The 26,123-nt window shown below is 44.1% G+C and carries 29 protein-coding genes; 24 read left to right on the top strand and 5 right to left on the bottom strand.

The features are described 5' to 3' along the window. Positions 1-47: 47 nt before the first annotated feature. From ftsX to OCV57_RS11560, 3 genes are read right to left on the bottom strand one after another with little or no spacing between them, the layout of a single operon-like run. Complete coding sequence (gene ftsX, locus OCV57_RS11570; protein WP_267301679.1) at positions 48-953, bottom strand: permease-like cell division protein FtsX; 906 nt, start codon at positions 951-953, stop codon at positions 48-50. Beyond that, entirely contained in the window at positions 940-1,626 is a 687-nt protein-coding gene (ftsE, locus tag OCV57_RS11565) for a cell division ATP-binding protein FtsE (RefSeq protein WP_022288638.1), read from the bottom strand. The genes ftsX and ftsE overlap by 14 nt, the downstream gene beginning before the upstream one ends. Positions 1,627-1,683: 57 nt before the next feature. Further along, positions 1,684-2,769, bottom strand: coding sequence for a PucR family transcriptional regulator (locus OCV57_RS11560; protein WP_022288637.1), 1,086 nt, complete (start codon positions 2,767-2,769; stop codon positions 1,684-1,686). Between the two features lie 439 nt (positions 2,770-3,208). Between OCV57_RS11560 and rimM the strand changes: the two genes are divergently transcribed. The 6 genes from rimM (at position 3,209) to OCV57_RS11530 (ending at position 7,201) form a co-directional block, all read left to right on the top strand. Further along, a complete protein-coding gene (rimM, locus tag OCV57_RS11555; RefSeq protein WP_267301678.1) occupies positions 3,209-3,715 on the top strand; it encodes a ribosome maturation factor RimM in 507 nt (168 codons plus the stop codon). Continuing rightward, the gene (locus tag OCV57_RS11550; protein ID WP_267301677.1) at positions 3,715-4,218 is read left to right on the top strand and encodes a hypothetical protein; all 504 of its coding nucleotides are present in this window, start codon (positions 3,715-3,717) and stop codon (positions 4,216-4,218) included. The genes rimM and OCV57_RS11550 overlap by 1 nt, the downstream gene beginning before the upstream one ends. Position 4,219: 1 nt before the next feature. Next, on the top strand, positions 4,220-4,960 hold the full coding sequence (trmD, locus tag OCV57_RS11545; RefSeq protein WP_195221464.1) for a tRNA (guanosine(37)-N1)-methyltransferase TrmD: 741 nt from the start codon (positions 4,220-4,222) through the stop codon (positions 4,958-4,960). Between the two features lie 283 nt (positions 4,961-5,243). Continuing rightward, positions 5,244-5,516 (top strand): HPr family phosphocarrier protein, encoded by a 273-nt coding sequence (locus tag OCV57_RS11540; protein WP_022288633.1) that lies wholly within the window; start codon positions 5,244-5,246, stop codon positions 5,514-5,516. 457 nt (positions 5,517-5,973) lie between these two features. Then, the gene (locus tag OCV57_RS11535) at positions 5,974-6,726 is read left to right on the top strand and encodes a 16S rRNA (uracil(1498)-N(3))-methyltransferase (RefSeq protein ID WP_242989025.1); all 753 of its coding nucleotides are present in this window, start codon (positions 5,974-5,976) and stop codon (positions 6,724-6,726) included. A gap of 160 nt (positions 6,727-6,886) precedes the next feature. After that, positions 6,887-7,201 carry a hypothetical protein gene (locus tag OCV57_RS11530; protein WP_022288631.1) on the top strand — a complete coding sequence of 105 codons (315 nt, stop codon included), beginning with the start codon at positions 6,887-6,889 and terminating at the stop codon, positions 7,199-7,201. An 89-nt stretch (positions 7,202-7,290) separates the two neighbouring features. On the opposite strand, the gene OCV57_RS11525 is transcribed toward OCV57_RS11530, so the two are convergent. Together OCV57_RS11525 and OCV57_RS11520 are read right to left on the bottom strand one after the other, a co-directional pair. Then, complete coding sequence (locus OCV57_RS11525) at positions 7,291-7,794, bottom strand: CarD family transcriptional regulator (RefSeq protein WP_267301675.1); 504 nt, start codon at positions 7,792-7,794, stop codon at positions 7,291-7,293. Between the two features lie 179 nt (positions 7,795-7,973). Further along, complete coding sequence (locus OCV57_RS11520; protein ID WP_022288629.1) at positions 7,974-8,195, bottom strand: helix-turn-helix domain-containing protein; 222 nt, start codon at positions 8,193-8,195, stop codon at positions 7,974-7,976. A 203-nt stretch (positions 8,196-8,398) separates the two neighbouring features. Between OCV57_RS11520 and OCV57_RS11515 the strand changes: the two genes are divergently transcribed. The 18 genes from OCV57_RS11515 to OCV57_RS11430 all read left to right on the top strand — a co-directional run bounded on the left by OCV57_RS11515 (position 8,399) and on the right by OCV57_RS11430 (position 26,062). Continuing rightward, positions 8,399-9,256 (top strand): hypothetical protein, encoded by an 858-nt coding sequence (locus OCV57_RS11515; RefSeq protein ID WP_265290418.1) that lies wholly within the window; start codon positions 8,399-8,401, stop codon positions 9,254-9,256. 131 nt (positions 9,257-9,387) lie between these two features. Then, positions 9,388-11,190: a translation elongation factor 4 gene (lepA, locus tag OCV57_RS11510; protein ID WP_195247219.1), complete on the top strand. Its 1,803-nt coding sequence runs from the start codon at positions 9,388-9,390 to the stop codon at positions 11,188-11,190. 213 nt (positions 11,191-11,403) lie between these two features. Further along, entirely contained in the window at positions 11,404-11,877 is a 474-nt protein-coding gene (locus OCV57_RS11505; protein ID WP_022288626.1) for a hypothetical protein, read from the top strand. After that, positions 11,874-12,971: a radical SAM family heme chaperone HemW gene (hemW, locus tag OCV57_RS11500; protein ID WP_267301673.1), complete on the top strand. Its 1,098-nt coding sequence runs from the start codon at positions 11,874-11,876 to the stop codon at positions 12,969-12,971. Before OCV57_RS11505 ends, hemW begins: the two co-directional genes overlap by 4 nt. A gap of 149 nt (positions 12,972-13,120) precedes the next feature. Further along, entirely contained in the window at positions 13,121-14,119 is a 999-nt protein-coding gene (locus OCV57_RS11495) for an efflux RND transporter periplasmic adaptor subunit (RefSeq protein ID WP_038671177.1), read from the top strand. A 133-nt stretch (positions 14,120-14,252) separates the two neighbouring features. Beyond that, positions 14,253-15,104 carry a hypothetical protein gene (locus tag OCV57_RS11490; protein WP_117892195.1) on the top strand — a complete coding sequence of 284 codons (852 nt, stop codon included), beginning with the start codon at positions 14,253-14,255 and terminating at the stop codon, positions 15,102-15,104. A gap of 269 nt (positions 15,105-15,373) precedes the next feature. Further along, positions 15,374-16,348 (top strand): hypothetical protein, encoded by a 975-nt coding sequence (locus OCV57_RS11485; protein WP_267301672.1) that lies wholly within the window; start codon positions 15,374-15,376, stop codon positions 16,346-16,348. A 131-nt stretch (positions 16,349-16,479) separates the two neighbouring features. Then, entirely contained in the window at positions 16,480-16,752 is a 273-nt protein-coding gene (locus tag OCV57_RS11480) for a hypothetical protein (RefSeq protein WP_038671183.1), read from the top strand. A 336-nt stretch (positions 16,753-17,088) separates the two neighbouring features. Then, positions 17,089-17,472: a hypothetical protein gene (locus OCV57_RS11475; RefSeq protein ID WP_022288620.1), complete on the top strand. Its 384-nt coding sequence runs from the start codon at positions 17,089-17,091 to the stop codon at positions 17,470-17,472. Next, positions 17,473-18,201, top strand: a complete 729-nt coding sequence (locus OCV57_RS11470; RefSeq protein ID WP_267301669.1) for a F0F1 ATP synthase subunit A — start codon at positions 17,473-17,475, stop codon at positions 18,199-18,201. Between the two features lie 59 nt (positions 18,202-18,260). After that, on the top strand, positions 18,261-18,515 hold the full coding sequence (gene atpE, locus OCV57_RS11465; RefSeq protein WP_022288618.1) for an ATP synthase F0 subunit C: 255 nt from the start codon (positions 18,261-18,263) through the stop codon (positions 18,513-18,515). Between the two features lie 55 nt (positions 18,516-18,570). Beyond that, positions 18,571-19,086 carry a F0F1 ATP synthase subunit B gene (gene atpF, locus OCV57_RS11460; RefSeq protein WP_038671185.1) on the top strand — a complete coding sequence of 172 codons (516 nt, stop codon included), beginning with the start codon at positions 18,571-18,573 and terminating at the stop codon, positions 19,084-19,086. Beyond that, positions 19,086-19,634, top strand: coding sequence for an ATP synthase F1 subunit delta (gene atpH, locus OCV57_RS11455; RefSeq protein ID WP_267301666.1), 549 nt, complete (start codon positions 19,086-19,088; stop codon positions 19,632-19,634). Before atpF ends, atpH begins: the two co-directional genes overlap by 1 nt. A 20-nt stretch (positions 19,635-19,654) precedes the next feature. Further along, entirely contained in the window at positions 19,655-21,169 is a 1,515-nt protein-coding gene (gene atpA, locus OCV57_RS11450) for a F0F1 ATP synthase subunit alpha (protein WP_022288615.1), read from the top strand. 13 nt (positions 21,170-21,182) lie between these two features. After that, positions 21,183-22,046 (top strand): ATP synthase F1 subunit gamma, encoded by an 864-nt coding sequence (gene atpG, locus OCV57_RS11445; protein ID WP_267301665.1) that lies wholly within the window; start codon positions 21,183-21,185, stop codon positions 22,044-22,046. Between the two features lie 153 nt (positions 22,047-22,199). Continuing rightward, on the top strand, positions 22,200-23,609 hold the full coding sequence (gene atpD, locus OCV57_RS11440) for a F0F1 ATP synthase subunit beta (protein ID WP_267301664.1): 1,410 nt from the start codon (positions 22,200-22,202) through the stop codon (positions 23,607-23,609). A 116-nt stretch (positions 23,610-23,725) separates the two neighbouring features. Further along, positions 23,726-24,127, top strand: coding sequence for an ATP synthase F1 subunit epsilon (gene atpC / locus OCV57_RS11435; RefSeq protein ID WP_022288612.1), 402 nt, complete (start codon positions 23,726-23,728; stop codon positions 24,125-24,127). A 156-nt stretch (positions 24,128-24,283) separates the two neighbouring features. After that, a complete protein-coding gene (locus tag OCV57_RS11430; protein ID WP_046439686.1) occupies positions 24,284-26,062 on the top strand; it encodes a Na/Pi cotransporter family protein in 1,779 nt (592 codons plus the stop codon). Positions 26,063-26,123 lie beyond the last annotated feature (61 nt).

Genomic DNA, 26,123 nt, shown 5'->3' with positions numbered 1-26,123 from the left:
ACCCCGTTGGATCATAGCCTGCCTTATGTCTATATTTGGCAAATGTATTATACTTTAAGATGCTTGCCTGTGCTTATAGAAGTACCCACCGCACCGATAACAGCGCCTGTGATAAGATAAGATGCTGCAACAGGGAGCAAGAGGGATTTGAACGAATACAAATTCTGAACACCGAGAATGCTCCAGAGCTTGAAGTCATCATTGAAGATGTTGTAAATTCCCTCGTAGGCAAACTTTGTGAGCAGCAGTGCGCCTGCGGCTGCAAGCAGACCAACTATCATACCCTCGATAAAGAAAGGTATCCTGATAAAGCTGTTGGTAGCGCCTACATATTTCATGATGTTGATCTCTTTACGTCTTGCGAAAACGCTTGCTCTGGTGGTATTTGAAATGATTATCAGACAAACCACAACGAGTGCCACAATGACCGCAAAGGCAACTATCGTAAATACTCTTCTTATACTGATAAGGATATCAGCAAATGCTGTAGGGGACTTTGTTGAGTCAACATTGTCAAAGGTCTCTATCTGAGTGGTTGTTTCGCTCATCTTCTCGATATCCTTGACCGTTACCTTGTATGTATCAGGCAATGGGTTATCGTCAGCATACTGGAAGAAATCCTTTTCCTCGTCTGTCATGCCCTTGAGCATATTTTTCCACGCCTCGTCCTTTGAATAAAGGCTCACAGTGTTGATATTTCCGACCTCTTTGAGATTATTTTCAAGGGTCTGCATATCAGCCTGACTTGTGCCGTCCTTAACGATAACGATGACCTCGCTCTTGTCCTCGATACCGCCGATTATTCTTGTAAGGTTAATGGAAACCAGCACCGAAGTGCCTACCATAAGCAGGGAAACGAGCAGGATACAGAAAGAGGCGAACGTCATCATTCTGTTTTTCCAAATGCCCTTGAAGCCCTGATTTATAAGATATCTAAAACTACTTGCTTTCATTGGAGCCTCCTATCACTTCGTCAAAGGCGATCTGACCTTTGTTGATGTTGATAATTCTGCCTCCGAAATAGCGCACAAGGTCATGCTCGTGGGTAACCATAAGAATGGTAGTGCCGCACTCGTTTATGCCTTTGAGAAGCTCTACTATCTCATATGAAAGCGCAGGGTCGATATTTCCTGTAGGCTCGTCGGCAATGATGAGCTGTGGGTCGTTTACAAGTGCTCTTGCAAGTGCCACACGCTGCTGCTCACCGCCTGAAAGCTCGGTCGGATAGCTTTTCGCCTTATCGGAAAGTCCCACAAGGCTTATAACATACGGAACACGGCTTCTTATGTACTTTGCAGGAGCGTCGATCACTCTCAGCACGAACGCCACGTTCTCATAAACTGTCATTGTAGGGATAAGTCTGAAATCCTGAAAAACAACGCCGATAGTTCTGCGAAGGGCAGGTATCTTTCTTCTTCTCAGCTTTTTCAGATTGAAGCCGTTTACCATTACTGTACCGCTGGTCGCATCTATTTCTTTAAGCACCAGCTTGATAAGTGTTGATTTTCCGGCGCCTGAAGGACCTACCACGAAAGCGAAGTCGCCGTCGTTTATCTTCAGGTTTACTTTGTTCAGAGCGTCCACACCGCTTGAATAGGTAACGGACACGTCTTTAAACTCTACCAAAATTTACACCGCCTTAGTTTTACAGAGGCAAGCAAGCCTCTTTTCCGCTCGTAGGATTTAGAACTTGACAGGGTTAGCGGAGAGATACTTCTTTACCATAAGAGCTATCTTGAAGATGATAGCGTGGTCGAACTCTCTCAGGTCAAGACCCGTGAGCTTTTTGATCTTTTCAAGTCTGTACACAAGAGTATTTCTGTGAACAAACAGTTTTCTTGAAGTTTCAGAAACGTTCAGGTTGTTTTCAAAGAACTTCTGGATAGTGAAAAGTGTTTCATGATCCAGCGACTCGATAGAGCCTTTCTTGAAAACTTCCTTAAGGAATGTTTCGCAAAGTGTTGTAGGCAGGTGATAGATAAGTCTTGCGATACCAAGATTGTCATAAGAAACGATATTTTTGTCAGTATCGAACACCTTTCCTACCTCGAGAGCTATCTGTGCTTCCTTGAAGCTTCTTGCCAGATCCTTTACGCCCTCTACTACTGTTCCTATACCTACAGTGACTCTTGTATAGAATTCACTTGAAAGGGTATCAGAAATAGAACGCGCCAGCTTTTCCAGATCCTTTGACTCAACGCCGTTTGCCACTTCCTTAACAAGCACGATATCGCTCTCAGTGATGTTGAAAACGAAGTCCTTAGACTTGTCAGGGAAAAGGTTCTGGATAACATCGTAAGCTGAAACGTCATTTGTGGAGAGTATTCTGATAAGCAGCACGACTCTTGAAATGTCAGCGCTGAAATGCAGCTCTCTAGCTTTAACATGAACGTCGCCCGGCAGCACGTTGTCAAGCACTACGTTCTTGATGAAATTGTTTCTGTCGTATTTTTCGTCATAATACTGCTTTATGCTGGAAAGAGTAATGGCAAGTATGCTTGCATACTTTGCTGCCACCTCGTCTGTTCCCTCAACGAAAACAGCATAGTCAGGTTTCATATGAGCACCGAATGGCTTATAGGTATAACCGTCTCTAACAAAAATGTCGTGTGAATCGCCCAGATCTAACGAAACAAATTCGTTAGTCGTTCCGACCTGTGAAAGCTCAGAGCAGGCAATGATAGTTGCGTTCTCATCTATTACGCCTATGACGCAGTCGATAGTGTCACGCATCTGATGAACAACGCTCTGAAATAATCTGTTTGACATAAGTTATTCCCCTCTACTTGCAAAAATTTTCGACCTAAGTTCTGCCATGGGCATAATTACCCCATAAGGGCAGATGTCTGCACATTGTTATTATAACAAAAAACGATATGTTTTGCAAGTGTTTTATAGTGAAAATATGCAAAAAAACTTTTATACCGCAGTTTCAAGCACTGGTCTGCGGTCTGATATATTACAAATTGTAACACATTTTGCTCTCTTATGTGTGAATTTTTTGTTAAATCACAGGTTTTCATGGTGATTTTGTACAAAAGAGGGACGTAAAGTTCGTTTTGAGTAACCGAATTGTAATTAATAAACTTTTTGTAAATATCCTGAGCTATGTGCATAACAGCGTAGTTAAAGCGTTGCAAAGGGTAAAAAAATATGTTACAATCTATAAAAAGAAAGCTGTAAGATTTGTTATCGGGAGGTAATCAAAATGGACGTAAAAAAATATCTTGAAGCAGGAAAGATAGTATCGGTGTTCGGCATAAAGGGCGAGATAAAAGTACAGCCATGGTGTGATGGACCTGAATTTCTCTGCGGATTTGACACACTATATTATAAAAGCGGTACTCCTGTGGAGATAGAGCGTTCGAGAATTGCAAAGAATATCGTTGTAATGAAAGTCAAGGGAGTTGACACTGTGGAGGAGGCTCAGAAGCTTCGCAACAGGGTGCTTTATATCGACCGTGACGATGTGGAGCTTGATGAGGGCTGCTATTTTGTTCAGGATCTTATAGGTCTTGAAGTGGTCGACGCTGACAGCGGTGAAAGCTACGGCAAGATAACAGACGTAAGTCAGACAGGCGCTAACGATGTTTACCACATCACTGACGAAAAGGGGAACGTTAAGCTTATCCCTGCCATACCTGAAGTTGTGGCTGAAACTGATATCGAGGGCGGCGTGATGAAGATAACTCCGCTGGAGGGGCTTTTTGATTAATGAAGTTCTGCAAATACGAGGACTTGGAAAGGCTTGTCAGAGATTATTCTGACGGAATGTTCAGCCTGATATTTCCAAAGCTCAACAGCCGTGAAAAGTCGCTGAAATGTATCGAAAAAGTCTTTACGGCATACATAGATGAAAGCCCACGGCTGAAAAGTCCCAGGGCTGAGGAAAAATGGCTCATAAAAAGGCTGAGAAAAGAGAGCGGATTCAACAGGCTTGCCAACACATATGAGGGCGAGGGGCTGAGCTTTATGGAGCTTGACAATATGCTCACAAGTCTGAGGGTATACTATAATAACGAGGGCAACAAGCCGAAGAAGCGCAGGTCTGCTTTGTGGAGCTTATTTGTGGTGATAATAATTGCTATTGTGGTGACTATCGGTGTTGTGCAGGGCATAGGATACTATGAAAAAAGCGGTGGCTCTGTGCAGGAGCATTTGAACAGCGCTGAGGAAAATTGGGCTTACCAGCCTTTTGACATGATATGGAGGAATTGATTTGAACATAGATATTGCAACGCTTTTTCCTGAAATGCTTGAGAATTATCTTTCTGAAAGCGTAGTAGGCAGGGCGAGGGCTAAGAATATTTTCACGGTAACGTGTCATAATATCAGGGACTACACTCAGGACAAGCACCGCAGAGTAGACGATACCCCTTACAGCGAAAGACAGGGTATGCTCATGCAGTGCGAGCCTATTTACAACTGCTACAAGTCGGTGACTGAGGGCAAGTCTAAGCCCCACGTTATCTATATGTCCCCCCAGGGAAAAACGCTGAACCAGAAGCGTGCAAAGGAACTTTCTCGGCTTGACAGCATATTTATATTATGCGGTCATTATGAGGGAGTGGACAGCAGGGTCATTGACGAAATAGTTGATGAAGAAATATCCGTGGGGGATTATGTGCTTACCGGCGGAGAGCTTCCTGCGTTGGTGCTGGTGGACTGCGTTGTGAGAATGCTGGAGGGAACGCTTTCGCAGGCGGATTGCTATGAGGACGAGAGCCATTATAATGGTCTGCTGGAATATCCACAGTACACACGTCCTGAGGTGTGGCATGACAGGGAAGTGCCTAAAGTGCTTCTATCGGGCAATCATGCTGAGATAGCGAAATGGCGCCGTGAGGAGGCTGTAAAAGCCACCTATTTGAAGCGTCCTGAGCTGTTGGAAAGAAGTCCGCTGACGGAAAAAGATTTGGCTATTATACACAAATTAGAAGAAAAAGAGAATAAAAAGTGACATTGGTTTTCAACACTTTTCACATAATTGTTAAATGAATTTGTACAAAGTGATATAATGTAAAAATCTGTGTTGTGAATATATCACAAGTTTAATCACAAAAGTTGCAAAGTTTAGAGCATTGTGCTGAAAATTGCGGGTTTTTCGCTTGTTTGTCTAAAATTTGCGTTGACTAAGGCAGACTTGTCGAGTATAATAAATATATCAAATAACCTGAGGGTATCTTGAAAAAGTCCCTTAATTAGGGAGTTTAACAGCATTATAATGAATGGGAGAGATCAGTATGTTCGTAAAAGACGTAGTAGTACAGAATCAGGTAGGACTTCACGCACGCCCTGCAACATTTTTCATCCAGAAGGCAAATGAATTCAAGTCATCTATCTGGGTAGAGAAAGAGGAGAGAAGAGTAAACGCAAAGAGCCTTCTTGGAATCCTTTCACTTGGCATCGTAGGCGGCACAACTATCAGGATCATTGCAGACGGTCCAGATGAGGAAGCAGCAGTAAAGGGTCTTGTTGATCTTGTTGACAGCGGCTTTGCTGAGGGTGCAAGATAATCGCTCCCTTAATATAACTAAATAGAATAGTTTGATTTAAGCGGAATGTTCTGTGTGGGGCGTTCCGCTTTTTTTGCGTCATGCGTCATAAAACAGGTTCGTCCTGCGATATCCTCGACAGGACAAAAAAACACCCACAGAAAACTGTGGGTGCCAAAAAATAAAAAATTATAGGGGAGAAGCTAGTAGAAATTAATCTACAAGCTGTATATATGAAGGCTTGGGGTAAAAGCCTACATACCAAAAATCAACTGCCGCTCTCGGAACTTTCCTCGGTGGGTCTTGTCCCTTGCGACAACTATATAATACCTTGCCCGTATGTACTGCGTATGAAAGTTTTGTGTTAGTTATGTGAACTTTGTTGAACAATTTTTGAAGGTGTGGTATACTATACCAAGAAGCGACGGGAGCGTCGTGAAAGTGCGTAAAATCGTGATTTGAGATTGGAGGACAGTGCTTGACACTGGTTGGGAATATGCCTAGATTTTTTGTTGACAGCGTATCGGGGAATACGATTTCTATCAGGGGTAATGATGCTTATCATATCGGCAGAAGCTTGCGTATGAGAATTGGAGATATCATCACTGTTTGTGCAGACAGGGTGGAATACAGAGCAAAAATTCTGTCCATTTCTGATAAGGAAGTGGTTTGCGATGTGCTTTCTGCTGAGAAAAGCGAAAACGAGCCTACTGTGAATGTGGTGCTTTATCAGGCGTTGCCTAAGTCTGATAAAATGGATCTTATAGTGCAAAAGGCTGTGGAGCTTGGAGTATACAAGATAGTGCCTGTTATTACGGCGAGGTGCGTTTCAAGACCTGCAAAAAGCGGCTATGAAAAGCGTGTGGAAAGATACAATAAGATAGCTTTGGAAGCGGCGAAACAGTCGGGCAGGGGATATGTGCCTGAGGTGACGAATTTTATCAGCTTTGAGGAATGCCTTGGTGAACTTAAAGAGTGCGATGAGAGCTTTATGTGTTACGAAAAAGGCGGTGTGAGCCTTAGCAAGACAGGCATTGCCCCTGTCAGTGAGGGCGAGGAAAAGACTATTGGCTTGTTTATCGGCTGTGAGGGCGGTTTCGAGAGCCATGAGGCGGAGAGTTGCAGTCAGGCAGGGGTCACTGTGGTGAGTCTTGGACCTAGGATACTGCGGTGCGAGACAGCTCCACTGGCGGCTCTTAGCGTGATAATGAGCCTTACGGGAAATATGTAGCGGTGGGCAATTTGTCAAAGCTTACTGAGATTTTTTGAGCAGGTTGTATAAAAAATCAGTATTTTTTGTAAACGTCTTGATTTTTTATAACAAATATGCTATACTGTAGATAGTCTGAACGCAGTTCAGAGTGGAATATTCAAAAAAGGAGCGTTTTATTATGGCAAGCGGATTGAAAGTTATAGCTGCACTCGGTGCGATCGCTGCAGGAGCTGCTGCTATTTTTGCATTTAAAAAGCACAAGGAGCTTGAAAACTACGATTACGAAGATCTCGACGAGGATTTCGACGATTGCTGCGGCTGCGACGAGTGTTCTGACGAGGCTGATGAAGCTGACAAGGCAGAGGACGCTGAGAAGTCTGAGGAAAAGGCTGAAGAGCCTGCTGAGGACGAGGCTGCAACTGAGGAGGATGCTGACGTTGAAGTTCAGCTCGACGCTATCGAGGAGCCTGTTGAGGACGTTGACAAGGAATAATCGAGCATCATTTATGAAAACAAAAAGGACAAGCCACTGTGGTTTGTCCTTTTTTATTTGCCGATATTATTTGTGCCATTTGTATATATTTAGGCTTTGCTCAGGCGGGTTTCTATAAAGTCGAAGACCTCGTCTTGGGATATGCCCAGGACGGCTGAAAATTCGTCAAAGAGCAGATTTTCCGCATTCTTGAAAAAACGTTCGTCCAATGAATGGAGATGTCTGCCCTTCGCAATAAGATGTTTCTGTCTGAGATACAATGTTCTCACAAGCTGTGCAAGTCGCTTTCTGTCGCCACTTTCAAGTACCTGTGAATAAAGCTCGGCACGCTCGCTGCTGCTTTCTATCCAAAGGGAACTCTCCTCGGGCATTTCTTTTATGATCTCCTCTATCTCATCGCCTGTGAGCAGAGGTTTGAACTTTGTTTTAAGCTCGTCATTATCTACCGGCACATACAAGGTGGAATTGATTTGGTGGACAGGCTTTAGAACTATGTAGCGCTTTTTCTGACCCTTGACGGTCTGTTCGCACTCGCCCTCGACTTTGCACACTCCGGTCGTACCATATGATATGACGTCGCCTTTTTTTAGCATTTTTAACGCTCCTTCCTCATTAAATCGTGAATACAACTTTATTTTGCCTCTTATATACATTATAACACTTTTTTTCTAAAAATGTCATAGGCAATTTTAACAAATCCTGCATAGAAGAGGATTGTATAAATGTGTATGAAATGGGTTGTAAAAAAACGGAAAGAGATGTTCTTTCCGCTTTACATATCTTTATAGTAGGTCTTGTTTTTGGTTAGTCCCAGAAGATAGTCTACATTTGTTTTGTGATATTCAGCTAGGGCTATGAGGATATCCGTGGGAATATCACGCTGTCCTAGTTCGTAGTTGCTGTAAGCTTGCTGTGAGCAATGGAGTATTTTTGCCATATCGTTTTGTTTAAGGTCTGCGTCTTCTCGCATATCTCGTATTCTTTGAAAAACCATGCGGCGCTCCATTCCTTTCTGATAGTCTATATTTAATATATCATACAACATTATGTTGTGCTTTTCTTACTACATTATGTTGTAAAAACACTGTGGCTGTTTGTGGGTATTTAACAAAATATTTATAAATGTCGAAAATATTGTTGACTTGCATAGGAGAATGTTGTAAAATAAATTTATTAAAGAAATATGGAGGTAACATTATGAAAAAAATATCTGCTCTTTTATTGGCAGTGGTAATGGCTTTTGGCATGGCAGGCTGTTCTGACAGTGGGTCTTCCGACAGTGATAACGAAAGCTCTGCTGCGGCTGTGCAGACGGAAAGCAGTGCTGCTGACTCATCAGAAGATGCAACAGCAACGACAACTACCACAACAACTGCTCCTGCGGTAACGGAATCATCACAGGCTGAGGTGGCTGACACAAGCACTGCTGACGAAAACAAGCCTGCAAGCGTTGACAGCAACGATATTGCGGCTAGTGCTATCGAGCCTTCTGAAACAAGCGAGGAAAATCTTGCGCCTATCGGTCAGTGGATAAAGACTACCAGATACTGCGCTACAGACAAGATCTACCACACTATCTATACAAGGATAACAAAGGTAGTTAGCAAAAGTGAGGATGCAGATTATGTAAACAAGGCTATCGAGCTCAACAACTCTGTTGGCAGTGATTTTTCTAAGATAGACGAGAGCGAGCTGAAAATACCTGATGACTGTGAGCTTTGCGTTATGGAATATGAGGTCTATGTTCCTGAGGATTTCCCTAGCAATGAATGGGGCATAATCTCTCCTGATGTAAACTATTCTGCTTCCAACAAGGGCGGCGGAGGAATACCTTCTGCTGACGGAGCTTCTACTTATATCGGCATGGGCGGAACTACTGAGCTTCTTACACAGAAAAAGAACGAATATTTTGTTGGAAATACATACAAGTATGTAAACCTTTTCCTTATGGTAAAGGGCTACAAGGATTACAAGTTCACATTCAGTTCTTATCCAGAGGGAACAACTTCTGACAGCTCTGATGACGCTGTAACGGCATATATCAGCGCAGAATAACATATGGCATTTGGGCAGGCACGATTCGTGTCTGCCTTTTTTCTTTTCGGAAAAATTGACAAGGGCGGGCAAGCGTGTTATAATAAAGTATTATGGAAAAGTATACTTGTCTGAGAGAGGAAAATCAGTAAATGAACGAAAATAATATACGAAATTTCTGCATTATAGCTCATATAGACCACGGCAAATCTACTCTTGCCGACAGAATTTTGGAGCTTACCGATACTGTGAAGCTGAGAGATATGGAAGATCAGCTTCTCGATAATATGGATATCGAGCGAGAAAGAGGTATCACTATCAAAGCTCGTGCGGTGCGCCTTAATTATCACGCTGACGACGGGCAGGACTATGTTTTCAACCTTATCGACACCCCAGGTCACGTTGACTTCAACTATGAGGTGTCACGTTCTCTTGCTGCCTGCGAGGGTGCATTGCTTATCGTTGACGCTTCCCAGGGTATAGAAGCGCAGACCCTTGCAAACACTTATCTTGCTATCGAACATGACCTCGAGGTAGTGCCTGTTATAAACAAGATAGACCTGCCGTCCGCTGACCCTGAAAGGGCTTGTGCGGAGGTAGAGAACGTTATCGGCATTCCTGCTATGGACGCTCCGAGGATATCAGCTAAAATGGGTACGAACGTCAAGGAAGTGCTAGAACGTGTTGTAAAGGATATACCATGCCCAAAGGGCGACGAGAACGCTCCGCTTAAGGCTCTTATTTTCGACAGCTATTATGACCAGTACAAGGGAGTTATAATATACTGCCGTGTGAAAGAGGGACATATAAAGGCTGGAGATACCATCAGGCTTATGGCTACGGGGGCTGAATTTCAGACGGTGGAGATAGGCTATATGGGAGCAACTGACCTTGTGCCTGTGGGTGAGCTTCATGCAGGCGAGGTAGGATATATCGCTGCTTCTATCAAGGATATCGGCGACACTCGTGTGGGTGATACTGTGACAAATGCGGCTGAGCCTTGCGCTGAGGCACTCCCTGGATATAAGAAAGTAAACCCTATGGTATACTGCGGAATCTATCCTGCGGACGGAGCAAAATATCCTGACCTTCGTGACGCTTTGGAAAAGCTTATGCTCAATGACGCTTCACTGTCCTTCGAGCCTGAAACTTCAATTGCACTGGGCTTTGGTTTCAGATGTGGCTTCCTCGGACTTCTGCACATGGAGATAATCCAGGAGCGTTTGGAGAGAGAATATAATCTCGACCTTATCACAACTGCGCCGTCTGTTATTTATAAGGTAAATCTGACTAACGGCGAAACTGTGTTCATTGATAACCCGACAAATTATCCTGATGTGGCAAATATTGCTTCGGCAGAGGAACCGATAGTTAATGCACATATTTATACGCCGTCTGAATATGTTGGAAATATAATGGAGCTTTGTCAGGACAGACGTGGCGTATACAAGGATATGAAGTATATAGACGAAACTAGAGTTGACCTGCATTATCAGCTTCCCCTCAACGAGATAGTTTATGACTTCTTTGACGCATTGAAATCACGCACAAAGGGCTATGCTTCATTTGACTATGAGATGATGGGCTATGCGAAGTCTAAGCTTGTGAAGCTTGATATACTCCTTAACGGCGAGGTGGTTGACGCTCTTTCATTCATCGTACACGAGGATAAGGCTTATTCAAGGGGCAGAAGACTTACGGAGAAGCTTAAAGAGAATATACCAAGACAGCTTTTTGAGATACCTGTGCAGGCGGCTATAGGCGGAAAGATAATAGCCAGAGAAACTATCAAGGCTATGAGAAAAGACGTGCTTGCTAAGTGCTATGGCGGAGATATTACAAGAAAGAAGAAGCTGTTGGAGAAGCAAAAAGAGGGAAAGAAGCGAATGAGACAGCTTGGATCTGTGTCAGTGCCACAGGAAGCGTTTATGTCGGTGCTGAAGCTGGACGAGTAGCGTAGTTTAAGTGAGGAGTGAGGAGTGAGGAGTGAGGAATTGGCGAAGCCATACCGAGCAAATCACCAATACAAAGTAGAGAAAACACCGAGCGGAGCGATTTTGCGGTGGTAGAATTTTGGTGTAGGGGCTGGCGCCCTCGACAGCCCGTTCGGAGAGTGGATAGGTTTTGGTTTATACAAATATATCAACATTTTTTTGAAAGGAGCAGCTATGCCTGATATACAAAAGTCTATGAAATTGTCGCTGGCTTTCGGGCTGAGCGGTGCGGTGATATTGCCTGTGCTTTATGAGGTGTATGCCAATATCTCTGCGGCGGCTGGGCTTGTGCTTATCGCTGTGTGGGCGGTGTGTGCAGGAGCTAAATTCTCGGCACTCAAATTCAAGGAAGCTTTTATGGGCATGGTATGCACACTTGCTTATGCAGGTATTCTTGGCGTTATCTGCTATATCGTTATCCACCCCAAAGTTTCCGATATGCTAAACAGGCGGTCGGTGTATTTTCAGCTCAGTTTGAAACAGCAGGCTTATTTCGTGCTTTATGCGGTGCTTATAAGCCTTTGTATGTTCCTTGTGTGGGGCGGTATATTTGGTGTGAAAAAGGCGATAGAGAGATTTCGGCTCAACCGTGAAAAAACAGGAGAGTATATCGACAAGGCTTTTGATGATGACGAGGATATGCTATGACGGGAATTTATATCCATGTGCCTTTCTGCAAAAGGAAGTGCCCTTACTGTGACTTTTACTCTGTGTGCAGGCCTGAGCTTTATGAGGACTACACTCAGGCTGTGTGCCGCAATATTCAGGCTTTCAGGGGCAGAGGTATAAAGTGCGACACTATATACTTTGGTGGCGGTACGCCCTCTGTGCTGTCGGCTGAACAGATTGACAGGATAATAGATACGGCAGGAAAGTGCTTTGATCTTTGCAAGCCTGAAATAACCTTGGAGGCTAATCCCAGCTCTGTGAACAGGGAGAAGATGTCAGGGTGGAGAAAAGCAGGGGTAACAAGGCTTTCTTTTGGCGTTCAATCGGCTAATGACAGGGAGCTTGGCTTCTTGGGCAGGCTTCATGACTTTTCTCAGGCAAAGTCGGCTGTGGAAACGGCGGCTCAGGTGGGATTTAGGCACATCTCATGCGATATCATGCTCGGGGTAAAGGGTCAGACCCTTGAAAGCCTTTGGGATAGCATAGAGAGCCTTACGTCACTCCCTGTTGATCATATTTCGGCTTATATGCTGAAAATAGAAAAGGGTACGGCTTTTGATTGTGATGAGATGAGAAACGCTGTAGCTGATGACGATATGCTGTGCGATATGTATTTGCAAACTGTGGGACAGCTTGCAAGTAAGGGCTTCTTACAGTATGAGATATCAAATTTTGCCAAAGAGGACGGAAAATCACGGCACAATCTTAAATATTGGCACGGGGAAGAATATATAGGCATTGGCCCGTCGGCACATTCTTTCTTTGATAATGAGAGATATTACTGCAAGAGCGATGTTGAGGAGTTTATTTCTGACAAGGTGCAGAGCATGGTGGTGCTTGAGGACGACCCTGACAAGGCAGAGGAGTATGTCATGCTGGGGTTAAGGCTCACGGAGGGCATTGACATAGGTAAAGCCGAGGAGCTTGGCGGTAAAGAGCTTGGGGAGAATATCCGCAAGAAGGCGGCTTTGTTTCAGAAACAGGGGCTTTGCATGGTCGAAAAGGGTATTTTAAGGCTTACGCCTGCGGGATTTCTGGCTTCAAACTCTATTATCGGTGAACTGCTGTGGTAAACCTGTATAAATATAGGCAGACAGTGTTGTGCAGTTATACAATAGATATACGATATGTAGGGGATAAGCTTGAAAAATGACGGAAAATGTGGTATAATTCACTGCGGCGGAGTGTGTCCGCAGTTTTATATTACCGAGAGGGCTTTTTTATGAAAAGTATAAGATTTATTGCTTTGATCTCAGCAGCGGCAATGTGTTTCGGACTTTGCGCCTGCGGAAAGTCGGAGAAAAAAGACGAGATAGCTGTGCCTATTCTGGAAACTAAGGATATAACATATAAGACGGTAAAAGCTGAGATAGGAGATATCTCTCAGGAGTATCATCAGGAGGGTGTTTATGATTACCCTTACAGTGAAACTGTCACCTTCAAGGCAAGCGGTCAGATAAAGTCTATAGATGTGGAGTCACCTTGTGATGTGAAAAAGGGTGACCTGCTTTGCACACTTTATTCTGACGATGTGGACGAACAGATAGAAGAGGAAGAAATAAGGCTCAATCAGGCGAAGCAGACGGTCGCTACATTGCAGGCGAACGGTGCTGACTACAGTGAGATACAGCTTTCTCAGTATGACTTACAGATAGAACAGCTCAAATATGACAGTCTTGTGGCGTCCTTGGAGGATTATAAGGTTTACGCTCCATGTGACGGACAGTTTGATCTTGCAGACAGACAAGGTCAGGAGCTGACAGCGTTCATGCCGGTGAATAAGGGCGAGGTGCTTGGGTATACTTCCGATAAATCACAAAAGGCTCTGTGCGTGTCTGTGTTTGATAACGCGCTCACAAACGTCAATTTTGGCACTGCAGTGCAGATAGTGCAGGGTGCCAATACGATGGGCGGCACTGTGACGGATATAATCTACAATGAGAGCGGAGATTTCTCGGCATATGTTTATGTTATAACCCCTGACGAGGAGAACGATATGCTGGATCTTGGCGGCATAGAGGTTGTCTTTGACGTGTATTCAAGGCTTGATACTGTGATAGTTCCGCAGAAGGCGGTGAAGAAGCTTGATGGACGCAACTATGTGAACCTGCTTGTGGACGGTGTAAAGATAGAGCAGGACGTAGAGCTTGGCATCGAGGACAACGACAACGTTGAGATACTTTCGGGACTCAGCGGCGGTGAAGAGATAATACTCAATTGACGGCATTCAGCCAATTAAATACTATTTGATATGTCTGATTTGTGTTTTAAGAAAAAATAAAGAAATAAAGCACTTGATTTTTTGCGTAATTTCGTGTAAAATAAAAGAACAGAGTGTCTAGGGAGGACTAAAAATGAAGGATTTTTTATCTAACGTATGGGTAAAGCGAGCGGTATCAGTTTTCAATGTCGCTTACTTTGCTGTAATAACTCTGCTCACTTATGCAACGTTCCTGTATGATCTGGAGTTTGCGGCAGGCAGAGAAAAATCGTTTTTCACAGTGTATGTGGTGCTTAACGTAGTTTTTATGGGACTTATGCTCTTTTCAAGACGTGAGCTTGTGACGGAGATATTGAGCATACTCATGCTTCCGGTCGTGTTCTGCATGATACTTTTCAACATGGGCGACTGGATATTGATAGTTCCGCCGTTCATTGTTGCTATCATAATGTTCTTTGCAGCAGGCACGAACGAAACTGTAAAGGTTATAATGGGTACAATATATCTGCTTATGTATGTTCTTGGAATAGTTGCATATTTTGTGCTTAATATCCTTTTCGGAGGCACGTCTGTTGAAACTGTGCTAAATTCAGATCTTGACACATCGTCAAGTGTTTATGCTCTCTACAGAGATAACTTCAAGAAGCTCACTGAAGTAACTTCAGAATCAAATACCATATCGCCTGACGGCCAGTATCAGATAATACTTTATGATGTAAAGGACAGCGACAAGGGTGCTGTAAAGATATGCGTAGTACCATACAATCAGGATATCGAGCTTAAATTCTTTACTCTTAAGCAGAAAGGTATCAAAAAGACCATTTCCAACAAGGGTATAAGAGGAACAGTTCCTGATGTTGGCTGGGTAAAGGAGGACGGAGTTCTCAAGGTGCAGTACAGACTTTCGGAGGCTGATGACCTGAGAGCCACTTCTGTTACAACAATGCCGGATAAGCAGTATTTCCAGTTCCTTGGTATTCAATAAGTTCGCAGGACCGTCTGAGAAGGCGGTCTTTTTTTGATAAAAATGGCTGTCAATAAGAGCTTATTCATAAAAATCGTGTGGTTATTTTGGTTAAAACGCTTAGCTTGTATTACAAAACAGTTACATTATATGAAAAATTGTATGGTACACTTGACAGATTTGTTAAAAAGGTGTAAAATATTAATAGTGTTTTATAACGTTTCGATACTTGTGTGAACGGCTATGAAAGCGTTTACATACAATAGTATCAAGGGAGGATAAGAATTAAAATGAGATCAAAGAGAATACTTGGCGTGGTATCAGCGATAATGATGCTTGGCGTTTGTGCTGTGCCTGCTTATGCCGACAGTGAGGCTGAAATACCTGAATATAGTGCCGACAAGAGTATCCTTACAACAGATACTTCAGCACCGTCCTTGTCGTTTGATATGAAGGATTGGGAGAGATATATCAAGGTGACTCCTGACGGTGAGAAGATTTCAGTGGGAGCATCCCAAGAAAAGACCTATGCTTATCAGGGTGCAAGCCTTAAGATAACAGCAACACAGCCTAATGACATAAGCGATTATTGTACTTTTGCTTCGCTTATAAGAGATGACGATAAGAATTTGGTTTATCCTGGCTCTGATTCTGAAGATGCGCCTTATATAACGATGGGCGTTGAGATCGACGCCAAGGATTTTGGTATGACTTGTTTTGACGGCTGTATGATTTCTTTTAAGTACAGGATAAATCAGGACGCTCAGGGCAAGCTTATGGGAGATTCTGTGTTTGCTTTTCCTTGTACTGAGGAATACAAAAAGGTGACCAGCAATAGTGTTCAGCTTGAAATAAATACAGATGCAAGCAATAATGTTACTCAGTATGCGACAGCACTTATACCAGTACCTGACAAGTGCGGAGCAACAAAGTTCGTATTCGAGATACCGGTTATAAAGAAAATGGATAAGACAGATGTTCTTTATATTGATAATCTTGTAATAGATACTCCGTTGCAGAAGAACGGTGTAGATCTTCAGGTAATGAATCTCGATGGCTACAATAAAAGTGCAAAGGCACAGGAGATCGTACAGGGCTTAAAGATACAGCCTAAGTCAAACGGACTGGGCAGCACTTCGTCATCTGAGGCTGAATCTTCAAAGGGTATCGGAGTAGTAGGCATTGTAGTTATTGTGGTCGTTGCGGTGGTTATTGTCGGTGCTGTTATTTTCGTTATCAAGAAAAAGAAATCGCGGTTTTATTGATTTTTTTGATCTGACAGAGAGATGGGCTTTTGGCTCATCTCTTTTTTATTTTTTTATGAATATATCCTCATCTCCGAGAAATAATAGCATTAGCCTAAAATGGCATATCTTATACTGAAAGGAACTTAATTATGAAAAAATTGTTCGCTATGCTAACTTGTCTTGGCCTTTGCGGTGTTATGCTCGCAGGCTGTTCAAGAAATGACGATAACTCAGGTTCGACATCTTCCGGCGTTACTGCGACCACAACTTCTAAAAATGAGGTCACAAGCAGACGTGATGACAGCGACACGCTTGTGAGCCGTGTTGGCGATGGTATCAAGGACACTGTAAGCGGTGGTGCGGATATTATTGATGATACTGTAAGCACTGTAGAAAGCGTTGTTGACGATATCATCAGATAAGCTGCACATATGCTTGCGGACTGCTCAGCCGTGATATTATTTCGGCTTGCGGCAGTCCGTTTTTTATTGTGAAATCGTATGATAAAACTCAAACAATGTCAAAAGTCAATGGTTGACTATTGATAAATTATTAACGCCAAATCATAATTAACTAATTATTTGACTAGCTGTGAACGAAGTGTAAAATCCATGTAAAATAAATGTTTAAGTTTGCGGTTTGCTCTTTAAAAATGTGGGGCTGTGTGGTATAATGAAATACATCAGGCAGATATTTTCTGCTATTAAGAAAATGTAAAGATTTATGGTGGATTTCTTTATGAAAATCGGAGAAAATAAGTGAAAAATATAGGCTCTGAGCTTGGCGGCTTGTTGAAAAAAATATGCTTATGGGGCGGTGTTATGGCTGTTGTATGCTGGGCATTTACTTTGCTGTGGGGCTTTGACATCACACAGCTTGCGGGCTTTGCATTGGGCTGGGGCTATATGTGCCTTTGTATGTACTACCTTGGTGTGACCTGCGAAAAGGCTGTGGAGCTTGAGGGCCAAAAGGCTAAGCGGACAATGCTTGGGTGTTACATGACTAGGTATGGAGTGCTTTTTGTGCTTTGTGCGGGGGCTATGCTCACAAAGGCAGTAAGTCCAGTTGGGATACTTCTGCCACAGTTTTATCCGAGGATAATTCTGTATGTCATACAGATAAGAGAAAGAAGGGATAAATAAATGACGGGTATAGGAAACGGCCCTAAGATAGTGTTTGAGATAGGCAGTCTGAGGATCACCGAAACGGTGGTGATGGGCTGGCTTATTATAGTTGCGGTGCTGATACTGTGCTTGTGGCTCACACACGATTTGAAAAAAGTGCCTGAGAAAAAGCGTCAGGTGGTTGCGGAGATGCTTGTGAACTTCGTCAATAACATGGTCAAAGAGAACATGGGCGTTAAGATGATGAAGTATGCCCCTTATATTGCTACGCTGCTTATTTATGCGGTGTTTGGCGCTCTTATCAGTATGATAGGTCTGAGGTCTATGACTGCGGACATCAATGTTACGGCAACGTGGGCTCTTATGACATTCGTGCTTATCACATACAACAAGATAAAAGCGAACGGTTTCAAGGGCTATCTTAAAAGCTTTGCACAGCCTGTGGCTTTCATTTTGCCGCTTAATATCATCAGTGAGGTGGCTACACCTGCGTCTATGGCGTTCCGTCTGTTCGGCAACGTTGCAGGCGGCATGGTAATAACGGGACTGCTTTATGGTGCGCTCGGCTCACTGTCATCGGCGATTGGACTGACTTTTGAGGCAGGCTCATGGGCGTTCAGTGTATTTCAGGTAGGTATACCTGCGGTGCTCAGCGTGTATTTCGACCTGTTCTCAGGGTGCATACAGGCTTATATCTTCTCAATGCTCACCATGGTAAACGTTGGTGCGGCTGCGGAAACAGAGTAAATTACCGCTTTTGCGGAAAGTATAAAAAAGTAAATAGTAAATAACGGAGGTTTATCATTATGGAAAAGGCTATTCTTCTTGGCTGTTCAGCAATCGGTGCAGGACTTGCAATGATCGCAGGTATCGGACCTGGTATCGGTGAGGGCTACGCAGTAGGAAAGACTATCGAGGCTATCGCAAGACAGCCTGAGGCTAAGGGCGACTGCACAAGAACAATGTTCATAGGCGTTGCTATGGCTGAGTCAACAGGTATCTACGCATTCGTTGTAGCGCTTATCCTGCTCTTTGCTAACCCATTTATCGGAAAGCTTTAATAAAAAGCTTCAAACAAGATTTGCTCTGCATGGATGCGGAGGGGAGGTTGGATAAATGGTATTGGCAGCAGGCGATGTGACAGAGTTTCTGTCAATAGATCTGACAACGATAATTGCGACTTTGCTCAATACGCTCATACTGTTTTTGGTGCTCAAGCATTTTCTGTTCGATAAGGTGAACAAGGTCATCGAGGACAGGAAAAATGATGTTAAGGAAACTTACAGGCAGGCTGACGAGGCAAAAGAAAATGCCGAGAAGCTTGAAGCTGAGTATACAAGCAGATTAGAGGGTGCAAAGGAAGAGTCTGCACAGATTATACAGACGGCAACAAGAAAGGCTCAACAGCGTTCTGACGAGATAATCAGCGAAGCGAGAACTGAGGCAAAGGGTCTTGTGGACAACGCTTCAAGAGAGATCGAAAGAGAAAAGAAGATCGCTGTCAACCAGATCAAGAACGAGATCACCGATATTGCTTTCTCGGCTGCGGCGGCAGTTGTGGAAAAGGATATGACAGGCGAGGACAACGAACGTCTTATCGAGAAGTTCATTGACAATGTGGGTGAGATGTAATGGCAGACAGTATCGGGAATATTTACGGCAACGCACTTTTCGAGGTGTGCTGCGAGGAAAACTGCCTTGATGAAGTCTATGGTGAGCTTGGGAGCATAAGGAATATAATTTTCTCTCAGGGTCAGGAGGAATATGTGGAGCTGCTTGCGTCACCGCTGGTGACGGAGAACGAGAAAAGGGCGACGCTGGAAAAGGTGTTTATGGGCAGGATACAGCCTGTTACGCTTAATTTTCTTTGCCTTGTGAGCGAAAAGGGCAGGATAAGGTTTCTGCCTGAGATATGCGCAAAGTTCAAGGAGCTTTATGAAAAGCATAATAATATCATAGAGGTCACTGCGGTGACGGCTATGCCTCTGTCTGAAAGGCTCAGGGACAAGCTTGTGGCTAAGCTGGAGGCTGTTTTGGGGGCAAAGATAGTGCTTGTGGAAAAGGTGGATAAAAGCCTTATGGGCGGTATCGTGCTGAGATATTCAGACACAGAAATAGACGGCAGCGTCAGAACTAAGCTTGATGATATCAAGGCTCAGATCGACGGGGTCATTGCATAGGAAAGGAACGGTATTTTAACATGAAATTACGTCCTGATGAAATAACAGGCTTGATAAAACAGCAGATCAAGGACTACCGCAGCAAGCTTGAGCTTGACGATGTGGGGACGGTCTGCACTGTTGGCGACGGAATTTCAAGAGTTCATGGACTTGACAAGTGTATGTCGGGCGAACTTCTTGAATTTTCTAACGGAACATACGGCATGGCAATGAACTTGGAGCAGGATTTTGTAGGCTGTGTACTTCTCGGCTCTGAGGACGGAATAAAAGAGGGGTCTGGAGTAAAGAGGACAGGCAGGATAGTTTCTGTGCCTGTTGGAGATGCGCTTCTCGGACGAGTTGTGAACGCTCTCGGTGCACCTATCGACGGCAGGGGCGCTGTGCTTACAACAGAAACAAGACCTGTGGAAAGCCCTGCTTTCGGAATAATTACAAGACAATCAGTAAACAGACCATTGCAGACAGGTATCAAGGCTATCGACTCTATGATACCGATAGGCAGGGGTCAGCGTGAACTTATTATAGGCGACAGACAGACAGGTAAAACTTCTATAGCGCTTGACACTATCATAAATCAGAAAGGAAAGGACGTTATCTGTATCTATGTTGCGATAGGTCAGAAGCAGTCTACTGTGGCAAACGTGGTGGATACCCTTTCTAAGCATGGGGCTATGGATTATTCTATCGTTGTATCGGCAACGGCTTCTGAAATGGCTCCTTTGCAGTATATAGCACCATATGCGGGCGTTGCAATGGCTGAATATTTCATGCTTCAGGGCAAGGACGTGCTGTGCGTTTATGACGACCTTTCAAAGCACGCTGTGGCGTACAGAACTATGTCACTTCTGCTCCAAAGACCAACAGGCAGAGAGGCTTATCCGGGAGATGTATTCTATCTCCATTCAAGACTTTTGGAGAGAGCCTGCTGTCTTAACAAGGACTACGGCGGAGGCTCTATAACCGCTCTGCCTATTATCGAAACTCAGGCAGGCGATGTTTCAGCTTATATCCCGACAAACGTTATATCTATCACTGACGGACAGATATTCCTTGAATCTGAGCTGTTCTTCTCAGGCGTCAGACCTGCGGTAAACCCTGGTATATCAGTATCCCGTGTAGGCGGTTCGGCACAGATAAAGGCTATGAAAAAGGTTTCAGGCTCGTTGAAACTGCTGTATTCGCAGTATAGAGAATTGCAGTCGTTCTCGCAGTTCGGCTCTGACCTTGACAAGGACACAAAGGAAAGACTTGCACAGGGCGAACGTATCGTGGAAGTGCTCAAACAGGGCAAGACCTCGCCATTGGACGTTGAGAAGCAGGTGGTCATAATCTATGCGGTGGTAAACAACTATCTGAAAAATATCAGAGTTGAGGATATCGCTGAATTTGAGAAAGACCTTTTTGTGTATATAGATGAAACTCACCCTGATATTTTCTCTTCAATAAGAGAAACAGGAGAGCTTACAAAAGAGAATGAACAGGCAATAAAGGATGTGCTTGCGGAGTATTCACAGAAGTTTCTTCAAAGCAGATAAGGAGCGCTGAGCGATGGCAACAGCTAATATGAAAGACGTCAAAAGACGTATCAAAAGCGTTGAAAGCACCATGCAGATAACAAAAGCCATGCAGCTTGTGGCGGCTTCTAAGCTCAGACGTGCCAAAGACAAGGCGGTGGCAGTTCAGCCGTTCTTTGAAACGCTTTTTAAGACAATGTGCGATATATCCTGCGACAGAGCTTTCAAGTCGGTGTATACAAAGAAGAAGTTTCTTAATTCCACACTGCTTATAGTAGTGGCAGGCGACAGGGGACTTGCAGGAGGATTTAACTCCAACGTTCTGAAAATGGCTAAGGCAAAGGCTGACGATGTGCTGTCATCAGGTGGTCAGCTTCGTGTTATGGCTGTGGGCAAAAAGGCTGTTGAGTTCTTTGAGAAGCGTGACTATGACCTTGTGTGGAAATATCCGCAGATAGCGGAGAGCATTGACGCTGACACTGTTATGGACATTGCAGAGGACATTATCGCCGGCTTCAGGCATGGGGATTATGACAAGGTAGAGCTTGTGTATACCACATTCGTGTCGGTACTGACACAGGAGCCTTGCAGTTTGCAGATACTTCCCGTGGAGGATCTTGACAAGCTTGGGGGAAGAAAGCACCCGTCAACTATCTATGACCCGTCCCCTGAGGAGGTCTTTGACGGCATGATACCGCAGTATATAGGCGGTATGCTTTATTCTGCGATAGTGGATTCTTACGCTTCTGAGCAGGCGGCAAGACGTACTGCAATGGAGTCTGCAACGGACAACGCAGGAGAAATGATAGACAATCTGTCGCTCCTTTACAACAGAGCAAGACAGGCGCAGATAACTCAGGAGCTTACAGAGATAAGCTCGGCAACTATCGGAAGATAGAAATAATAATTATGCCCCGAATGTGGGCGTTCAAAAGTAAATGTTGTGGGTATTGTTGGAGAAGTCTTGCAGGGGCGAACAGCGTTCGTCTGCATTTTGCAGGCTTTTAAACATATCAAGCTATGATATCCCTTTTTGAAAGGTGGTAAATAAATGGAAAGCAAAAACATAGGCAAGGTAGTCCAGATAGTTGGTGCGGTAGTTGATGTCCGCTTTGAAAAGGACAGCTTGCCTGACCTGCTCAATGCCATTGAGATAGACAACAAGGGCGAAAAGCTCGTTGTTGAGGTGGCTCAGCATATAGGCGACGATATAGTAAGATGTATCGCCATGGGCTCTACAGATGGACTTGTGAGAGGTATCGACGCTGTTGATACAGGCAAGGCTATTTCTGTTCCGGTGGGCAAGGAAACTCTTTCGAGAATGTTCAACCTTCTGGGTGAGCCTGTTGACAATCTGCCTGCCCCTGAAACTAAGGAGCGCTGGGAGATACACAGAGAGCCTCCGACATATGAAGAGCAGTCTGCTTCAAACGAGATTCTGGAAACCGGTATCAAGGTCATCGACCTTATCGCACCATATCTGAAAGGCGGAAAGATAGGTCTTTTTGGTGGTGCAGGAGTAGGCAAGACGGTGCTTATTCAGGAGCTTATAAATAACGTTGCCAATCAGCACGGCGGTATCTCGGTATTCACAGGCGTTGGAGAGCGTACCCGTGAGGGCAACGACCTTTATTATGAGATGAAAGAGTCGGGAGTTATCGACAAGACTGTGCTTGTGTATGGTCAGATGAACGAGCCGCCTGGAGCGAGAATGAGAGTTGCACTTTCAGGTCTGACAATGGCGGAGTATTTCAGAGATGTTGAGCATCAGGACGTGTTGCTTTTTATCGACAACATATTCAGATTTACTCAGGCAGGCTCTGAGGTTTCAGCACTCCTTGGCAGAATGCCGTCAGCCGTTGGTTATCAGCCTACCCTTGCAACTGAAATGGGTCAGCTACAGGAGCGTATCACTTCAACAACAAAAGGCTCTATCACTTCCGTTCAGGCAGTTTATGTGCCTGCGGACGATTTGACAGACCCTGCGCCTGCAACTACGTTTGCTCACCTTGATGCAACAACTGTGCTTTCAAGAAGCATTTCATCACTTGGTATCTATCCTGCCGTTGACCCGTTGGAGTCAAACTCCAGGATACTTTCACCTGAGATAGTGGGCAACGAGCATTATCAGGTGGCAAGACAGGTCCAGTCTATCTTGCAGAGGTATGTGGAGCTTCAGGATATCATCGCTATCATGGGTATGGACGAGCTTTCTGACGAGGATAAGCTCACTGTATCAAGAGCAAGAAAGATACAGCGTTTTCTGTCACAGCCGTTCTCCGTTGCGGAGCAGTTCACAGGTATGAAGGGCAAATATGTGCCTATCAAGGAAACTATCAGAGGCTTCAAGGAGATAATCGATGGCAAGCATGACGACCTGCCTGAATCTGCTTTCCTGTTCGTGGGAACTATCGACGAGGCTGTTGAAAAGGGCAGACAGATCGCAGAAAGTGAACAGTAGTAACAGAACGTTTAAAGAAAAATACTTGACAAGAGTCGGATTATAGTATATAGTGAATGTATGTGGCAATTTTGTGCCGCACGCGCTGATTTGTAAAAAACTTATGGAGAAAGATTATGACGCCTTTTGATCTTAAGATAATAACCCCTGAAAAAACTTTTTTTGAGGGAAATACTGAGCAGATCATTGTGAGGACCGTATCAGGTGATATCGGTATACTTGCAGGTCATGCGCCATATGTGGCAAATATCGTTTCTTCTCCTTTCCGTATCAAAATAGAAGGTGAGTTCAGAACAGCCGCTATTTCGGGAGGGCTTATAAAGGTGTCTGCTGACGGTGTGACAGTGGTGACATCTGCTATCGAATGGGCTGATGAGATAGACGTTGCAAGAGCCGAAAAGGCAAAGGCTGCGGCAGAAAACAAGCTCAGAGAAAATGCTAGCCAGAAAGAGTTTGAAAGGGCGGAGCAGAAGCTGCGACGTGCCATGAACAGACTTGTGGTGGCAGGAAAGAAATAATTATCAAAGTCAGAGCCTTGCGGGATATCCGTGTAGGCTTTGGCTTTGTTTTATTTATTAAGTAAAATCGGCGTAAAGGTAAGGTAAGTAATGGGGTGCGCAGGGGCGTGCTCGGACGTTGTGCAGTGGAAAAAACAAGAAAAGGAATGAATTGATTTGAGTATCTTTAACATTATCGGAATGGCGGGCGGACTTGGTCTGTTTTTATACGGAATGACCATATTGAGTTCGGGACTTGAAAAGGCTTCGGGCGGACTTATGGAGAAGGTCCTTGCGAAAATGACGGGAAACGTGTTCTCCGGAATACTTTTCGGTGCATTGGTAACAGCAGCGGTGCAATCATCGTCTGCAACTACTGTTATCGTGGTGGGACTTGTAAACGCAGGCCTTTTGAAGCTTAAGGGCGCAGTTGGAATAATCATGGGCGCAAATATCGGAACGACCATGACAACGCAGATATTAAGGCTCACAAACCTTGAGGGCGACAGCAGCGGTCCTGCTATATTGCAGCTTTGCAAGCCGTCGAATTTCTCGTCTATACTTATCGTTATCGGTCTTATCATCATAATGGTGGGCAAGAAGAACAAGACAAAGAACGTGGGCGAGATAATGATGGGCATAGGTATCCTTTTTACCGGAATGATACTTATGCAGGAGAAGATAGCTCCGCTGGCAGAGCTTCCGCAGTTCGAGCAGCTTTTTGCAGTGCTTAAAAACCCTGTTTTGGGCGTATTGGTGGGTGCGATATTCACGGCTATCATACAGTCATCAGCAGCTTCTATAGGCATTTTGCAGGCGCTTTCAGTGTCAGGCGCTATAACATTTGCTTCTGCATTTCCTATCATAATGGGTACTAACATCGGTACTTGTGCTACACCTCTTATTTCAAGTATAGGTGCTTCAAAGAACGCTAAGAGAGCCGCTATGATACACTTCTATTTCAACCTTATCGGTACTATAATCTTTCTTATCGGCGTTTATATCATTCAGTATACAATAGGATTTCCGTTCTGGAATAATAGCTTTACAACGGGAAGCATCGCAAACTTCCATACTATCTTCAATGTTGTGGTAACTATAATCTTTCTGCCGTTCTATACAGTGCTTGAAAAGCTTGCCGAATGGACTATCAGAGATAAGAAGAACGCTGAGGACGATGATACTTTCACTAAGGAGGATCTTCTTGACGACAGATTTCTTGTTACTCCAAACGTTGCTATCGCACAGGCTACAGAGGCAGTTGTTCAAATGGGCGTGCTGGCACAGAAGAATTTCATATCGGTAAGAGAGCTTTATGACAAGTATGACCTTAAGTCTATCGACAAGATAAAAGAGCGTGAGGAGCTTATCGACAGGCTTGAGGACAGAGTAGGTTCATATCTTATAAAGCTCAACGACTGCGGTCTGAACGAGGATGAGTCGAGAACTGTTACAGCGCTTTTCCACCTTATTTCAGAGTATGAGAGAATAGGTGACTATACTATAAACATCTATGAAACTGCGGATGTTCTTTATGAAAAGGAGATCGGTTTTTCTGAGCAGGCGAAGCATGAGCTTGACGTTGTGTGCAACGCCATTCAGGAGATAATCGGGCTTGCTATCGAAGCCACAAAGACAGGGGATATGAACGTTCTCAAGGAGATTGAGCCACTTGAAGAAGTAGTAGACAGACTTGTTGAGGAGCTTAAGGCTGTTCATATCGACAGGTCTAAGAATGGTCTTTGCAACATCGAGGTGGGAGTGAACTTCCTTGATATACTCACAAATGTTGAGAGAATATCAGACCACTGCTCAAATATTGCGGTCTATCTTATCGCAAACCAAGAGAAATACAACAGCCTTAAAAAGCATGAATATCTTGATAAGCTTCACAGAAACGGTCCTGACTATTACGAGAAGCTGTTGGCTGAATATTCAGAAAAGTTTGCGCTTTAGTTCAGGTTTTTGCACCTGTGGCGTGATATAATATTGTAAAACAGCAAGGAGGGACATTAGT

Origin of the sequence: Hominimerdicola aceti (assembly GCF_025567495.1) — a bacterium.
Classification (GTDB): Bacteria; Bacillota; Clostridia; order Oscillospirales; family Ruminococcaceae; genus Hominimerdicola; species Hominimerdicola aceti.
The sequence above is the reverse complement of the archived record's forward strand: the minus strand, read 5'-3'. Positions and strand labels throughout refer to the sequence as shown.

What these genes read in the sequence shown, in the direction of transcription:
- OCV57_RS11485 (WP_267301672.1), top strand. Translation starts at nt 15,374, where the DNA reads ATGAGATCAAAGAGAATACTTGGCGTGGTATCAGCGATAATGATGCTT.
- OCV57_RS11560 (WP_022288637.1), bottom strand. Translation starts at nt 2,769, where the DNA reads ATGTCAAACAGATTATTTCAGAGCGTTGTTCATCAGATGCGTGACACT.
- OCV57_RS11505 (WP_022288626.1), top strand. Translation starts at nt 11,404, where the DNA reads ATGCCTGATATACAAAAGTCTATGAAATTGTCGCTGGCTTTCGGGCTG.
- OCV57_RS11540 (WP_022288633.1), top strand. Translation starts at nt 5,244, where the DNA reads ATGTTCGTAAAAGACGTAGTAGTACAGAATCAGGTAGGACTTCACGCA.
- atpD (WP_267301664.1), top strand. Translation starts at nt 22,200, where the DNA reads ATGGAAAGCAAAAACATAGGCAAGGTAGTCCAGATAGTTGGTGCGGTA.
- OCV57_RS11495 (WP_038671177.1), top strand. Translation starts at nt 13,121, where the DNA reads ATGAAAAGTATAAGATTTATTGCTTTGATCTCAGCAGCGGCAATGTGT.
- OCV57_RS11490 (WP_117892195.1), top strand. Translation starts at nt 14,253, where the DNA reads ATGAAGGATTTTTTATCTAACGTATGGGTAAAGCGAGCGGTATCAGTT.
- atpC (WP_022288612.1), top strand. Translation starts at nt 23,726, where the DNA reads ATGACGCCTTTTGATCTTAAGATAATAACCCCTGAAAAAACTTTTTTT.
- ftsX (WP_267301679.1), bottom strand. Translation starts at nt 953, where the DNA reads ATGAAAGCAAGTAGTTTTAGATATCTTATAAATCAGGGCTTCAAGGGC.
- atpF (WP_038671185.1), top strand. Translation starts at nt 18,571, where the DNA reads ATGGTATTGGCAGCAGGCGATGTGACAGAGTTTCTGTCAATAGATCTG.
- atpA (WP_022288615.1), top strand. Translation starts at nt 19,655, where the DNA reads ATGAAATTACGTCCTGATGAAATAACAGGCTTGATAAAACAGCAGATC.
- atpG (WP_267301665.1), top strand. Translation starts at nt 21,183, where the DNA reads ATGGCAACAGCTAATATGAAAGACGTCAAAAGACGTATCAAAAGCGTT.
- atpE (WP_022288618.1), top strand. Translation starts at nt 18,261, where the DNA reads ATGGAAAAGGCTATTCTTCTTGGCTGTTCAGCAATCGGTGCAGGACTT.
- OCV57_RS11480 (WP_038671183.1), top strand. Translation starts at nt 16,480, where the DNA reads ATGAAAAAATTGTTCGCTATGCTAACTTGTCTTGGCCTTTGCGGTGTT.
- OCV57_RS11470 (WP_267301669.1), top strand. Translation starts at nt 17,473, where the DNA reads ATGACGGGTATAGGAAACGGCCCTAAGATAGTGTTTGAGATAGGCAGT.
- lepA (WP_195247219.1), top strand. Translation starts at nt 9,388, where the DNA reads ATGAACGAAAATAATATACGAAATTTCTGCATTATAGCTCATATAGAC.
- hemW (WP_267301673.1), top strand. Translation starts at nt 11,874, where the DNA reads ATGACGGGAATTTATATCCATGTGCCTTTCTGCAAAAGGAAGTGCCCT.
- atpH (WP_267301666.1), top strand. Translation starts at nt 19,086, where the DNA reads ATGGCAGACAGTATCGGGAATATTTACGGCAACGCACTTTTCGAGGTG.
- OCV57_RS11520 (WP_022288629.1), bottom strand. Translation starts at nt 8,195, where the DNA reads ATGGTTTTTCAAAGAATACGAGATATGCGAGAAGACGCAGACCTTAAA.
- rimM (WP_267301678.1), top strand. Translation starts at nt 3,209, where the DNA reads ATGGACGTAAAAAAATATCTTGAAGCAGGAAAGATAGTATCGGTGTTC.
- OCV57_RS11530 (WP_022288631.1), top strand. Translation starts at nt 6,887, where the DNA reads ATGGCAAGCGGATTGAAAGTTATAGCTGCACTCGGTGCGATCGCTGCA.
- OCV57_RS11525 (WP_267301675.1), bottom strand. Translation starts at nt 7,794, where the DNA reads ATGCTAAAAAAAGGCGACGTCATATCATATGGTACGACCGGAGTGTGC.
- OCV57_RS11515 (WP_265290418.1), top strand. Translation starts at nt 8,399, where the DNA reads ATGAAAAAAATATCTGCTCTTTTATTGGCAGTGGTAATGGCTTTTGGC.
- OCV57_RS11550 (WP_267301677.1), top strand. Translation starts at nt 3,715, where the DNA reads ATGAAGTTCTGCAAATACGAGGACTTGGAAAGGCTTGTCAGAGATTAT.